Below are 14,228 nucleotides of genomic sequence, written 5' to 3' on the forward strand. Positions count from 1 at the left end.
GGCATCTCTAACGCTTATTTTAGCGTACCAGCCAGCTACCTTTGCATTGGGGCATCTCACTTTTAAAAGCAGTGGCAGTAACACTTTAGCTATTTCCGGAGATGTCTAATAATTCTGGGTGCAATGATCGCCAAAAATACTTGACAAATTCTTCTATCTCTGCATCAGTCATGCCTGGCTTCCCAGTAGCAATCATTTGCTTTTCTGCCTGTTTACGCCACTCCAAAGAACAGCGATAATCGGTGGGATACAGGACAATTAAACTATCCAAACGCTGCCAAAGTGGGAGATAATTTCTGAGTTGATCATTCATGTCACGAGCAAAAATGCGGTCTTCGTCCGTGATAATCGGTGGTGGTGCATTGGTAAAAGCTTCTGGATCAATTGCTTGGACACCAACAAACCAACCTTCAAATAAGACAATATCCACATTCTCCACAATTTCTGGGGTAGTGCGATCGCCTGCACCTGAGTGAGCCGATTTATCAAAGCGGGGAACGCTCACAGGACTCTTGCCTTGGCGAAGCTGATCAAGTAAACTTAAACCTAAGTCGATATCGTGGGTTCCTGGTGGGCCTCGCCAAATCAAACGGGGATCTTGCTGCGTTAAAGCCAAGCGATCGCTATAAGTTTTGTACAAGTCATCCAAAGATAAACTCAAAGTCCGGTATCCCAACTGCTGGAGAATCAAACTGAGAATCCGCGACATTGTAGTTTTACCAGTACCTTGTCCACCCAAAATCCCCTGAATCAGTGGTCTACCTAAATCTTTGCGACTAGATGCTATTTTTATTCCCAAAGGTAGCCATAAATCCCACAACACCTTTAACATTGTCTGAGGCGGAATTTGCAGGTCATTTTGGCAAAATTGACTAAAAGTAGGTAAAAATAAACGGAGTAGGTGCAATCGCTCTTGAATGACTTGAGACACATTTGCCGGGGTAATATTAAAAACTTTTGCCCTCAAATAATCTACTAGTGCTGATTCTTGTGCCAAATCTTGCCAAGATGGGTCAGTTGCACCCGTGATCAAAATTTCATTTAACCAATTACTAGTCATAATCAGCACCCCCTAACCAAAAAATCATGAACCCAGCTTAAATGCTTCTAAAAATAGACTGTAGATAAAACCAACCTTGAGTAAATTGAGTGATTCTACCCAAAGAGCTTGTCTTGCAAAAAAGCTGCGACTATAAAATATCCTGCTGGTAATTTCCGTCAGCAAGACTAAAAAAGCAGCAACCACAATATCCAATTCTGCCTTTTGTCCAGCGGTAGTAGATACCGCAGAACCTAGAAAAAAACCAAACAACCAACTAATTAACAATAGTGATAATCGCCGCCAAGGATTGATAAACCATTGCCCCAAGCTCCTAGCAATGGTATCTAATAGAGTGTTAAGACGAGTATTTTGCATTAATGAGACTGCGGGGTAAAATTAAATTAGTTATCAGTTTTTCCTGTCACCTGTTTGTTCAGGTCATCGGATTTTAGTCTCAGCTTATTTAATGTTGTTATAAATAGCTCTTGGGTTTTCAGTGTACATCAAAAATTATACAAACCACTATCTTGAGTCATACATATTTCCAAAAAATTACTGCCCCATAGGGTGGTATCTCCCCGCCTTCCAGGGTTATCTTAAATATAAAGCGTGAAGTATCCAAGATGAAATTTACCTTCTAACTTAGGAGATTACTAACAATCAACTTTGTTAGCAGTAATATCTGACTGGCAAAAATGATGTTGTGTAACCTTCATCATGGATTTATTAACATAGATGCTCTTAATTATCACCATGTCTAATATGGTTAAGACTCTTTAATTCCCATGTGGAATTATCGGCTACCCTGCGGTTAAGGCTAATAAAAATCTTATCTCTAAACACTATCATTATGAAATCTGCCATGTATCGTAACTTCACTATTGTCGGCTGTGCATTGGGGCTATTAGGACTAATGATGGGATGCTTAGAAATGACTGTATCATTTGATTCTAAAAAACCAGAAATATCATCAACAATTCCTCAAGCAACCTCCACATTAGAGCAAAAGACATCCGCACCTCCTGCTTCAGAAGAAGTGATATCTGCTAATGCAGCTAATGGCACAACTAGCCCAAGCAAGCAATTAGAAAAACCCAGTCCTGAAAATTCACCTCATGTCTTGGCATATCAGCTTAACTCCGCTAATAAAAGCAAAAGCTTAGGCAGTTTGAGAATGAGCAATCAAACAAATCAACCTGTACGTCTAGCCCTATTAGCGCGACAGTCAGCAGTTAAAAATTCCTCCCAGAGCAAAAGCAAATATAATATTCCGGCTCATTGGGATTTTGCTCCCCAAGAAGGTAGTCAGAAGGGTTTAATTTTATCCCTGCCACAGGGTAATCTAAAACTAGAACAGGGAGATATTTTAGTGGCTTTTGCCCAAGATGGTTCTCGACGCTATTGGGGACCTTATGTTATTGGGGAAACTTCCTCACCTAAATGGAATTCCCAAACCAAAGAATGGCAATTGCTACTAACTCCATAATTGGTATTATTAATTAGCAAAAATGTCTAATGTCAACCCAGAGAATAATAGTTTGTCCGGTCGAGAAATCTATCAAAGAATATGTGACAACATTCAAAAAGTAATGAAAGGGCAATCAGCAGCAATTAGAAAATTGCTGTCAGCTTTTGCTAGTGGTGGACACGTCCTGTTAGAAGACTATCCTGGAACTGGTAAAACTACTTTAGCAAAAGCTTTAGCATCCTCTGTCGATGTGAGATTCAAACGCATTCAATTTACACCAGACCTGTTACCATCAGATATCCTCGGTGTTTCTATTTTAAATCCCCATGAACAAACCTTTAATTTCCATGAAGGTCCGATTTTTGCTCATATTGTTTTAGCTGACGAAATCAACCGAGCTTCACCCCGTACCCAGTCAGCACTATTAGAAGCAATGGCAGAATTTCAAGTTACTGTTGATGGGAATTTGCGAAAACTCAAAGATCCATTTTTTGTTATTGCTACTCAAAACCCAGTTGAATCTCGTGGTACTTACCCTCTTCCCGAAGCCCAAATGGATCGGTTTGCGCTTCAATTTAGTCTAGGATACATATCACCTGAAGACGAAGTTAACCTCCTCTCAGACCAAATCCAACAACATCCTATTGACACACTTCAATCATGCGTTGACCTAGAAGACATTATCATCTTAAAACAGCAAGTTAAAAAAATCAGAATTAGCGAAGAATTAAAACGCTATCTTGTAGAAATTATCAATGCTACTCGTGCGGTAGAAGGTGTGCAATTAGGAGCTAGTCCTAGAGCCTCTATTACCTTAATGAAAATTGCCCAAGCATTGGCTTTATTTGATGGTTATGAATTTGTCACACCAGAACATATTCAAGAACTTGCAGTGTCAGTTATTGCTCACCGACTAGTCATGGAACCTCAAGCACGTTTTTCTGGTAGAACCGCAGCAGGTGTTGTTGAAGATATTCTCAAATCTGTCCCTGTTCCTACTTGATTTGAGATCAAGAAAATGAGTTGCTATATCAATTTATTCATCAACAAAGGAGAATGTTAGACATCATGCTAAAAAATACCTATCAACTACCCTTGACATTTGATCAAATTCTCACTCTAGTTAAACAGCTTTCCGATTCAGAAAAATTGTTACTGAGCAAAGAATTAGAAAAAGAGACTTTAGATAAAAAATTAACAGAATTACTAGAGGTATTTCAAACCGATGAATTATCTATAGAAGAAATTACCGAAGAAGTTGAAATCTTACGTTCTCAAATTTATGACATAAAAAAATTAAAACAATAATTGATACTATACTAAACACAGTAAATATCTCGACTTTATTAGGATAACAAAATTCAAAGCGAAAACTTCAATAAAAACTCTGCGTCACTTTGCGTTTACCTCAGCGAACCTCTGCGTTTAAAAGTTGTTAATTATCAAGATTTTTTACTTAAATTATAAAGTATCCATCAATCCTTGTATATGTGTAATTAGATATTATCTAAAAATAACCATATTAAAAATATAAACTTACTCTTTTAAAAATGAAATGCAAAAATTCATATATCGTATTTACCATTTCAGTTCAGCAATTCAACATAAACTCAAAAAAAGAGTTACTATCAGTGGCTTTGCAGTAATATTTGGCCTAATTTTTTCTGCATCTTTGGGTTTGGATACTAACCAAAGTATGACTTATCAAATATTTACTTTTTTGTTATCCATTGTCCTCATTTCTATAGTTTCTACATTGTTATTCCGCTCCCGCTTTCAAGGTAATAGAACTCTACCCAAATTTGCAACCGTGGGGATAAAACTAAAGTATCGCCTTGTTATTCATAACAAAACCAACAAGATTCAAACTAAACTCAAACTATTTGAAAATTTTGCTGACCCTCGTCCCACTTGGAAAGAATTCCTAGAAAACCCAGAACCTGGAGAAGATAAACGCACTGACATTGATATAAAATTAGGATCTTATCGGTGGTTATGGCTAGTTGCACGCAAACAATGCGGAACCGCAAAAACAATAGAATTACCCCCACTTTTACCTCACAGCAAAACAGAAATTATGGGTGAAATAACACCCACCCATAGAGGTGTGATGAGGTTTATAGGTATGACAGTAGCACGACCAGATCCTTTTGGTCTTCTTAATGCTTGTCAAACTATTTCTTTACCGCAATCTTTATTAATTCTCCCCAAATTATATAACCTACCACCCATTCAACTTCCTGGTTTCAGGAAATATCAATCGGGTGGAGTAGCTTTAGCATCATCTGTAGGAGACGCAGAGGAATTTAGGTCTTTACGAGAATATCGTCCTGGGGACTCATTACGTAAAATTCACTGGAAAAGTTGGGCAAAAATCGGTAAACCAATTGTTAAAGAAGAACAGGATGAGTTTTTTGTCCGTCATGCATTAATTTTAGATACATTTCAAAGTGTGAAATATAGCGAAATTTTAGAATCAGCAATATCAATAGCAGCTTCATTAGCTTCTGAAGTGCAAACTCAAGAATCTTTATTAGATTTAATGTTTGTGGGAAACGAAGCTTATTGTTTTACATTTGGTAGAGGAATTAGTCATACTGAAAAAATGTTAGAAATCATGGCTTCTGTAGTTGCGTGTCGAGATAAATCTTTTGATTCACTTATTCCTGTTGTGCTGGATAAAATTTCCCTGTTAAGTGGGTGTATTTGTATATTTATTGCTTGGGACGAACAAAGAAAAAAATTAGTTAGTTATCTCAATAAAATGGGTGTTAACACACTAGTATTAATTCTCACTCATAACCCAGATAATTTAGAAAAAATTGAATATATGCAATATCAATTAGCAACATTTCATATTTTAAAGTTAGACAAAATACAAGAGGATTTAATGCAGCTATGAAAATACCACCTTTTTTGCTTTGTGCCGCTTTAATCTTTTGGGGTTTGCAAACAGGATTATGGATTTTTGCCATACCAATGGCTATAATTCTCGAAGCCTCTCGCTTTATGCAATCACGTTGGGATTTTTCTACTGATGACATCAAACGTATTGCTAATTTATGCTTAATTATTCTATTGACTTTAACCGTTTATTTGATAATTTACAATCGTTCTTTTTACCTTGTATATACTCTTTTACAATGGCTACCCTTAGCATTTTTCCCTCTGGTAGCGGCTCAGATATATTCTCTAAATGACAACATCAATTTCACCACACTTTTTATCACATTTTATGATGTTAAAACAGGAGAGCAAAGCAATAAATTTTCTCTAAATTTAGCTTATCCATATTTTGCTTTTTGTATTTTAGGTGCTAGTAACGCTAATACTAAAGATATATTTTTTTATATCGGGATGTTTATACTTTCAGCTATTGCACTTTGGAATGTGCGTTCCCCAAGATTTTCACCTATTATCTGGCTTTGTTTGTTCCTCACTGCGGGAAGTGTGGGATTTGTAGGACAAATAGGATTACATCAACTTCATAATAAAGTAGAAGAGCAGGTGATAGCATGGTTTAGCGATGCTATTGGACAAGAGATAAATGCTTTCAAGAAAGAAACCAGTATGGGAGAAATTGGAGTTTTAAAGCAGTCCAATGATATTGTTTTTAGGGTATCTTCCCAGACTCAAAATAATTCTCCTTTACTGCTGAGAGAAGCAACTTATAATAAATATCAATCTTCATTGTGGATAGCATTAAATCCTGAATTTACTCCCGTTAAACCAGAGAGTAATAATACAACTTGGCGGTTTGAAAGTCAATTAGATAATAATTCAATGCTAACTATTTATGGAACACTTAATAATGGTAAAGGTGTCTTAAGGTTAGCTGATGGAACATTTGAAATCAATGATTTACCAGTTAGCGAGATGGAAAAAAACAAATATGGCACGGTTAAAGTAGCAGGAAAAGTAAATGATATTGCTTACAAAATAAAATTTAATCAGCAATTATCTTTAGATAGTTCACCGACAGCAGATGATTTACAAATTCCGAAAGCTGAAAAATCAGCAATAAATGAGATAGTTAATAAACTCGATATTAGAGGAAAATCACCCCAACAAATTTTACAAATTGTAGACGCATTTTTACTCGAAAATTACAGTTACTCTCTTCAATTCACAGGTAAAGATAATGCTTCCACACCTTTATCAACATTTTTACTAAAAACTCGTGCTGGACATTGTGAATATTTTGCTAGTGCAACTACATTACTGATGCGTGCGTTAGGAATTCCAGCGCGTTATGCTGTCGGGTATTCTGTTCACGAATTTAGCAACTTAGAAAAGCAATATATTGTCCGCAGTCGTCATGGTCATGCTTGGACAATGGTATATATAGATGGTAATTGGCAAGCGTTTGATACTACACCATCTGACTGGACAAGTATTGAAGATGCAACTGCTGGAAAATGGACATTTATCTCTGATTTATGGTCGTTTTTGGGTTTCACACTTTCCAGCTGGTTACGAAACTTGAGAAGTAGTAATGTATTTAAATATGTTTGGTGGTTATTGCTGCCATTTATATTGATTCTGGTGCGGAAGTTTGCTCCTCAAAAAGGGATACGACGTGTATTTAAGAAACAGATTTTTCCAGAAATTATTCATAAATATGACTTAATTAATAAGGATTCTGAATTTTATTTAATTGAAAAGAAATTAAACGAGTTAGGATTGAGCCGTCAGCCTTCAGAATCTTTGAAAAACTGGATTAAGAGGCTAAAAGAGGAAATGCCTACATCTCATTTTATTGAGGATTTATCATCACTGATTGAGCTTCATTATCGCTATCGTTTTGATCCTCAAGGGATTAAAGAACCAGAAAGAGCAGGATTAAAATCTGCTGTGCAATCATGGTTAGATAAATATGGCAATCCTCAGAGTGGATTGATGTAGAGACAGAAAATTTTCCGTCTCTACCAATATGCCTTACAGTGAAATTTGTAGTTTAATAGTCGTTAACGCAGACAGCGTGTTGGTGGCAGTTCATTGCCTAAATTATATCGATAAAGCCGCTTAAAATCCAAGGTAGCTCGACGGTAGCGTATTGGTTGACCGAATGCTGTACCTTTACCATAGGGTATAGCTTTGGCAACTTGCAAAATTCCTTCCTTGTCCCAATTTACTAGACGCGAACCTTGAGCGTTCGTAGGTATACGCTGACGACCAATACCACGAATAATTTCTAATCCTTCACCGTAAAAGCGATCTTTAAAAGTGCCTTGCAAACATAGTGCTTCTTCCCCTAATGTTCTAGTGTCGTAATAAGTACCAACAACTTGATTTCCTTGTTTCCGAAATAAAAAGCAATCACCAATGCGAGCATCTGGAGGAGCTACATTACTTGATTTGGGTTGTTGACTACAAAAGCGATGGTTGCCATTAGGAAGTATGTTCAAATCAAGAGCGGCGGGTTGGGATAGACTCTTAGAACCATTCATCGCACTGCACAGCAGTACAGCTAAAGTTATCAATGGCAACTTAAATGGATAATAACGGTTCATAAGGCTTCAACTAAGTAGGTAGGCTGTGATTACATAGTTAGATACAGGTGCGTTAGGCGCTTTCCAGAAATGTTTATCCTGACAAATAGAAATTATGCACCAAGATTATTTGTGGAGATATGGTGTGGGGTGTGGTGAGAACAAAATCGAACTTACTAACGACTTTTGAATTATTGTGTATGAGAAAGACGCGATTTACGGTGTCTGTGAGTATGGATTTATGAGGCTGAAATTGAGCGTTACCCGCCCTGTTGACCAAATTTTTAACAAGATAGAACAGCGTCCAGCCCTTGCTGTGGCTATTTCCATCTTGTGGTTACTGCTGATTAACTGGATAGCGTTTGGTTGGAATTTGGGCAACGTTGGCTTGGTTGACGAAACTGAGCCGTTGTTTGCTGAAGCTTCCCGGCAAATGCTAGTTACAGGTGATTGGATTACCCCATTTTTTAATGGTGAAACTCGGTTTGACAAACCGGCGTTAATTTACTGGTGTCAAGCGATCGCATATTCTATTATGGGGGTGAATGAGTGGGCAGCCCGTATCCCTTCAGCACTGGCAGCAACGGCTGTAACTGCTCTGGCATTCTACGCGGTACAGTGGCATTTTGCAAAAAAAGATGAATTAGAGCAAGTTGCAAATCCTACTCGTCGTTACTTAACAGCTGCTGTGGCATCGGCTTTAATGGCACTTAACCCGGAAATGATTGTTTGGGGTAGAATCGGTGTTTCTGATATGTTACTGACAGGTTGTATAGCCTCAGCTTTGCTATGCTTCTTTCTGGGATACGCTCAAAAATCTTCTCCTTCCCCTTTCCCCAATCAATGGTATTTGGCTTGTTATGTATTGATTGCTGGGGCAATTTTAACTAAAGGGCCAGTCGGAATTGTGTTACCCGGACTGATTATGATTGCCTTTGCTGTATATTTGGGCAAATTCTGGGAACTGTGGCGAGAAATGCGTCCTATCTTAGGAATGGGGATAGTTTTCGCTATATCTGCTCCCTGGTATGTCTTAGTGACTTGGCGCAATGGCTGGAATTTTATTAACGCCTTTTTTGGTTATCACAACATAGAACGCTTTACAGAAGTTGTGAATGGTCACTCAGCCCCTTGGTATTTTTACTTTTTGGTAGTGTTGTTGGGTTTTGCACCGTACTCAGTGTACATTCCCGCAGCTGTAGCTAGGTTAAAATTTTGGCAGCGATCGCACTGGCTCAACCAGGAACGTTCTCAACAATTAGGTTTATTTGCTTGTTTCTGGTTTTTTGGTGTCTTTGGTTTTTTTAGCATTGCTGTCACTAAACTCCCCAGCTACCTTTTACCTTTAATGCCAGCCACAGCTATTTTGGTAGCATTGTTTTGGAGTGACCTTTTCCCAAATCCCCAAATCTCCAATTCCCTTAAATCTTTCAATATCAGTAGCTGGATAAATGTTGCCTTTTTATCCACATTATCAGTAGGACTATTTAACCTATCCAAGTTAGTAGGTACTGATCCTGCTGCACCTGAATTATACGAACTAATTGAAAAGTCAGGGTTTACAAATTTGGGAGGTATAATTTGGCTTGTTAGTGCGATTAGTATCGCGGCTTTAATCTTGAGTTATCATCTGCGTCCCATCATTTTTATTAATTTAATAGGGTTTGTGGCATTTTTATCAGTGGTGTTAATGCCTACTTTGTTTGTGATGGATCAACAGCGTCAACTACCGTTAAGAGAATTATCTGCGATCGCACGCCAAGAAAAACAACCTAATGAAGAATTAGTCATGGTCGGTTTCAAAAAACCCACTGTAACTTTCTACAGTCAAAAAACCGTTAATTACCTGAAATTTTCCCAACAGGCACTAGACTATATTCAAAATCAAGCAACTGCGAAAATCCGTCCACCATCAGTACTACTTCTGACGGAACAGAAAAAGTTGCTGGAAATGAACTTACCACCAGATAATTACAAGAATATAGCCACCAAGGGAGCTTATAATCTAATTCGCATCCCTTTTAAGAACAGCAAAAAACAAAAACTGGACATTTCGTAATTCGTAAACAGGGAACAGGGAACAGGGAACAGGGAACAGGGAACAGAGAATTCTTAATTTTCCCCGCGTCTGTCTATTTGTATCAATCTTAAAGTGAAACTGTATCGCCTGTCACCCATTTTCACCTTTTACTAAAGCTTGATTGATCTGACTTAATAAGTCTTCCATTGAGATAGAACGAGGTAATATCTGGGTAGGAATACCGCCAGTTAGCTGTTCTAACTCAGCAACTACATTATTTTGTCGAGACTGATTGCCGTTTTTTTTCATTTGCCCAATTTCTGTATGTTTTACCTGATTTAATCTTTGGTCAAGTACTAAAATTGGTGGCAAATTCAACGGTAAATCTGACAAAGCTTGGAGTGCTTTTTGCATTTCTTTATGAATTGCCGATTCTCCCAAACAAATTAGTAGTAAATCAACACTTTGGTGGCGAATTTGTTGCAGAACTTCTGCCCAGCAGTTACCCATAGATGCTTTAAAACCGGCAGTTTGTAAATATTGAATTAAAGCTTGGAACCACTCAGATCCCCGTTCTGTATTTGAGGAAGATGAACCCCGTCTGTACTCACCTGTGATAGAGGAGTTTCTTTCTAACCGATAACCCTTCACTTGCTTAGGTCTTACCTGTGGTAAATCACGCAGCATAGTGACATCGACCACTAAAATATTAGGAGGGCAGCTAAGACCAGAAGCAATTTGCAACACTGACAATAAAGCATCTGGTTTTCCTTTGCGACTACCGTCTTGTTTACTTAATGGAATTAAGCAAGGAAACACACCTAATCCTGGGATTTGGGAAGCTGCCAAGGTAGTAGCTACATCACAAGTTACCAGTGGTAAAGCTGCCAAGCGTGGGTGCTTAGTCAACTGTTGCAGGTAATTTTGGGCGGTAGAACTTTCCACATCTAGCAAAACCACATCGAACTGCCACACTCGCGCTAAAAGTTCGGCCTGATCTAGATCATCTACTTCAATCACCCGATGTTCTCGGAGTGAAGGGTTAGGAGTAACAGATTCTAATTCTGGATTTACCAACCTGAGAATACGCAGGGGAGTTTTCGTGGGTATGATTTCGTTATTTTCTAAACTTATCTGCTCAACTTCTGGTGCAGCACACAATCTTTCTAAAATTGGTAATAATCCCGAATGCTCTACTGGTAAGCTGACAAAATCATCGGCTCGGTTAGCAAATGCCTGTTCTTTTTCTGCACCTGTAGCTGTGACAATCACAGGAATATGACGAGTTGCACTATCAGATTTGAGTAAAGTCAGCACATCCCAACCTGACAGTAGGGGTAACAACGGATTCAAGAATATAGTTTTCGGTTGCAAGCGACGGGCTTTTTCTAGTGCTTCTGTTCCCGAACGAGCAATCACCACCCGATAACCTAAACCTTTCAGATGTTGAGTCAAGTCTTCAATATATCCGGCTACTGCCTCGACTACTAACACTAAGCGTTGGGAAGAAACCGGTTGATGTGATTCTGAATTTCCTGGCTCTGATTCTGCAAAACTTGTCTTTGGCGGACTGGGTGGCAATAGTAGTGTAAACTGACTACCTTTGCCTTCACGAGACAAAAAGCTGACATCTCCACCATGTAGGCGAGCTAATGCCCTGGTTAATACTAGCCCCAAACCGGTGCCTTCAAATTGGCGAGTGAGGGGATTTTCGAGTTGTTGGAATTTTTGAAATATTAAATGTTGTTGATGTTCGGGAATACCAATGCCAGTATCCCAGACTGTAAAGGCAATCCAGCCTTCCCAACGATTTACCCGCAGTCCAATTTCTCCAGAAATTTCCGTGAACTTAAAGGCGTTGGAAAGTAAATGTACCAGCATCTGACGCAAACGTAATTCATCTGCTACCATCTGCTCTAAGCCCGGTTCAATGGTGAGGCTGAATTGGTGATCATCCAGTGAACGTTTATTTTCGGATTGGTAAGATTGGCTAGTTTTGCTGGTTTGATTGTGGAGTGTGCTTACTTCTAATAAAGCGCGATCGCACACTTCCTTAATTTTAACTGGGGACGGAGTCAGTTCCATCTGTCCAGTTTCCATCCTTGTCAAATCCAAAATGTCATTAACCACACTCATCAAATGACGGCCACTTTGATGAATTAAGCCTGCATAACGCGCTTGACGCTCGTTTAGTTCTCCTAATTGTTGATCTACCAGTAACCTGGACAAGCCCAAAACTGCCGTCAGCGGTGTTTTCAGTTCATGGCTAATACAAGCTAAAAACTCATCTTTTAAGCGATTTAGTTGAATCAAATCGGCGTTTTTTGCTGCCAGTTCTTTACAAAGCTGTTGCTGTTCGGTCACATCAGTTGCTAAGACTAACCACAGCTTTTCATTGCCCAGTTCTGGGTTCTGACTGCTGAGTGTCACTTCAGACTCCGCACTCCAGACTTTTAACTCAGGACCATCTAAAGGGATTTTGGCAAATTGCCAAATTCGCTCCTGACCATTTTGGACTTCCACAACACAAGTACAAGTGCCTAGTTGAGAATCTAAGTAACAGTAGCTAGATGCACTATTCCCCGGTACGGGTTGCTCCTGCATCATTGGTAAAACAGATGGTGCGTAAGGGGGTAAGCCTTGTTGGGGAGTAGCTGCACTCATTAGCGACCAGCAACCGGAGGAGTCAGTGTGGACGCTATCACCCTCTGAATGCAGTTTAGCTGGGGACGGGGATACTTCGCTTTCACTGACTCTACCATTGGCATAAACTTTAACTGCTTGTTGATCGGCGTATTCTTGGTGTTGAGAATATTCTGGGGCAAGTATGGCCTCTACCTGTTGCCTAATTCCTTCTGCATCTTTTAAAACTCCCAATTGTTGCCACCAAGCTGGATTTTGCGTCACCACTTCCCCAGTACTTGTTTGCAACATTAAAGGCCAAGGCAGCCTTTCCAACAACTGCACTAGAGGATTGTGTGTGATTAGCTGGTGTTTATTTTGTTTGTAATCAGTTCTCTTCGCACTAGCATCACCTTTTTGGGCAGTTCCTTGGGTGGTAGAAACAAGTGCTACTTTTTCCTGAACTAAGAATCGTAGTAAGCGTGAGCTATCCAGCAACCCCAAAAATTTTTCTTCTGCATCAACCAATGCCCAATCTAGGTTGCGGTTTTTTTGGGTTTGTTGGTAACGCAAAAACAAGCTAAATTTTTCTAGATGATCACAAATGGGTATTTTATGTATTGGCTCAATCAGAGTTGGGCTTAAGGTTGAGATTGGCTGTTGTAAATTGAGAAATTCCTCACCACTGGCTGCTGCCAATAATTTGGGGATTAAACGGGCAGAGTACAACAATCCTATGGGGCATTGCTGTTGATTCACCACTACCAAGCGATCGCACTGCTCTTTTTCTAAAATCTCCAGCACCACTGCCAGAGTGCTTGTTTCTGGGCAGCTGGGTACGGTTGCTAGAAAGTCATAAAGCGGGTACTGTAGCATTAACATAGGGCTTAGGGGGTCATTCTTCCTGTGGTTACTTTTGGCATAAACATCTACCAAAGTGCTGATGGTCTTTATGCCTGAAGCAATATCCTCCAAGAAGAGTCACATAAGCGATTTTCGTGACATTTGAAAGGATATTGAAACAATCAACTCGGCTCTGACGGACAATTGGTTGCCTCCAATAATTCCCAAGGTGCTGCTTTCCGAGTCCCACTCTTTTGGACTAGCGATCATCCTCACCAGCAGAATACTGGTGTTGAAACTCTTCATCGATAGTTACAGCTAGAACAATTATCGCTCCAAAGATTCGTTTTAGAACCTTGAGGAATTATAATGATTTAGAATGAAACGATGCTTTAACTTTGTTTATGTATCTTATCAAGGAGTGAAATAAAAATATCTATATTTAGATAGATATACATACTACACATCATCATCTAGCTACTACATATTTTTTGATGTTGAACGCTTTATCAACTACCTAGTTATACCACTCGGTTGCGGCCACTCCCTTTTTGTGTGGTTACTCCTAAATTTTTGTTGACAAAAAGCGTTTCTTAGCCAGTCCTTACTTAAAAGCTTTTACAAAACTTAATTAACCCATAACTCTGATGTTTGGGCAATCATCCTAAATATATAGGACTCCTGATTTTTGTGTATCCCTGACGGGAGCGTATGGCTAACACCACGCCAGCTAGAGCCAAA

General features: G+C 39.0%; 10 protein-coding genes. 6 read left to right on the forward strand and 4 right to left on the reverse strand.

Annotation, left to right across the window (positions count from 1 at the left end):
• Positions 1-85: 85 nt before the first annotated feature.
• Entirely contained in the window at positions 86-1,060 is a 975-nt protein-coding gene (locus tag H6G68_RS20960) for a glycerate kinase (protein ID WP_190908373.1), read from the reverse strand.
• A gap of 24 nt (positions 1,061-1,084) precedes the next feature.
• A complete protein-coding gene (locus H6G68_RS20965) occupies positions 1,085-1,417 on the reverse strand; it encodes a DUF565 domain-containing protein (protein ID WP_190908374.1) in 333 nt (110 codons plus the stop codon).
• Positions 1,418-1,892: 475 nt separating this feature from the next.
• On the opposite strand from H6G68_RS20965, the gene H6G68_RS20970 reads away from it, so the two are divergent.
• The 5 genes from H6G68_RS20970 (at position 1,893) to H6G68_RS20990 (ending at position 7,415) form a co-directional block, all read left to right on the forward strand.
• Complete coding sequence (locus H6G68_RS20970) at positions 1,893-2,528, forward strand: hypothetical protein (RefSeq protein ID WP_190908375.1); 636 nt, start codon at positions 1,893-1,895, stop codon at positions 2,526-2,528.
• Positions 2,529-2,550: 22 nt separating this feature from the next.
• Entirely contained in the window at positions 2,551-3,513 is a 963-nt protein-coding gene (locus H6G68_RS20975; protein WP_190908376.1) for an AAA family ATPase, read from the forward strand.
• Between the two features lie 65 nt (positions 3,514-3,578).
• Entirely contained in the window at positions 3,579-3,818 is a 240-nt protein-coding gene (vap15, locus tag H6G68_RS20980) for a type II toxin-antitoxin system VapB15 family antitoxin (protein ID WP_190908377.1), read from the forward strand.
• Positions 3,819-4,065: 247 nt separating this feature from the next.
• The gene (locus H6G68_RS20985; protein WP_190908378.1) at positions 4,066-5,412 is read left to right on the forward strand and encodes a DUF58 domain-containing protein; all 1,347 of its coding nucleotides are present in this window, start codon (positions 4,066-4,068) and stop codon (positions 5,410-5,412) included.
• Positions 5,409-7,415, forward strand: coding sequence for a transglutaminase-like domain-containing protein (locus H6G68_RS20990; protein ID WP_190908379.1), 2,007 nt, complete (start codon positions 5,409-5,411; stop codon positions 7,413-7,415). Before H6G68_RS20985 ends, H6G68_RS20990 begins: the two co-directional genes overlap by 4 nt.
• 62 nt (positions 7,416-7,477) lie before the next feature.
• Here the strand turns inward: H6G68_RS20990 and H6G68_RS20995 are convergent, their stop codons facing one another.
• Positions 7,478-8,023: a hypothetical protein gene (locus H6G68_RS20995; protein ID WP_190908380.1), complete on the reverse strand. Its 546-nt coding sequence runs from the start codon at positions 8,021-8,023 to the stop codon at positions 7,478-7,480.
• A 220-nt stretch (positions 8,024-8,243) separates the two neighbouring features.
• On the opposite strand from H6G68_RS20995, the gene H6G68_RS21000 reads away from it, so the two are divergent.
• Positions 8,244-10,061, forward strand: coding sequence for an ArnT family glycosyltransferase (locus H6G68_RS21000; RefSeq protein WP_190908381.1), 1,818 nt, complete (start codon positions 8,244-8,246; stop codon positions 10,059-10,061).
• 111 nt (positions 10,062-10,172) lie between these two features.
• Here the strand turns inward: H6G68_RS21000 and H6G68_RS21005 are convergent, their stop codons facing one another.
• On the reverse strand, positions 10,173-13,526 hold the full coding sequence (locus tag H6G68_RS21005) for an ATP-binding protein (protein WP_190908382.1): 3,354 nt from the start codon (positions 13,524-13,526) through the stop codon (positions 10,173-10,175).
• Positions 13,527-14,228 lie beyond the last annotated feature (702 nt).

It is taken from the genome of Anabaena catenula FACHB-362, from assembly GCF_014698735.1.
In the GTDB taxonomy this organism is placed as follows: Bacteria; Cyanobacteriota; Cyanobacteriia; order Cyanobacteriales; family Nostocaceae; genus Anabaena; species Anabaena variabilis_A.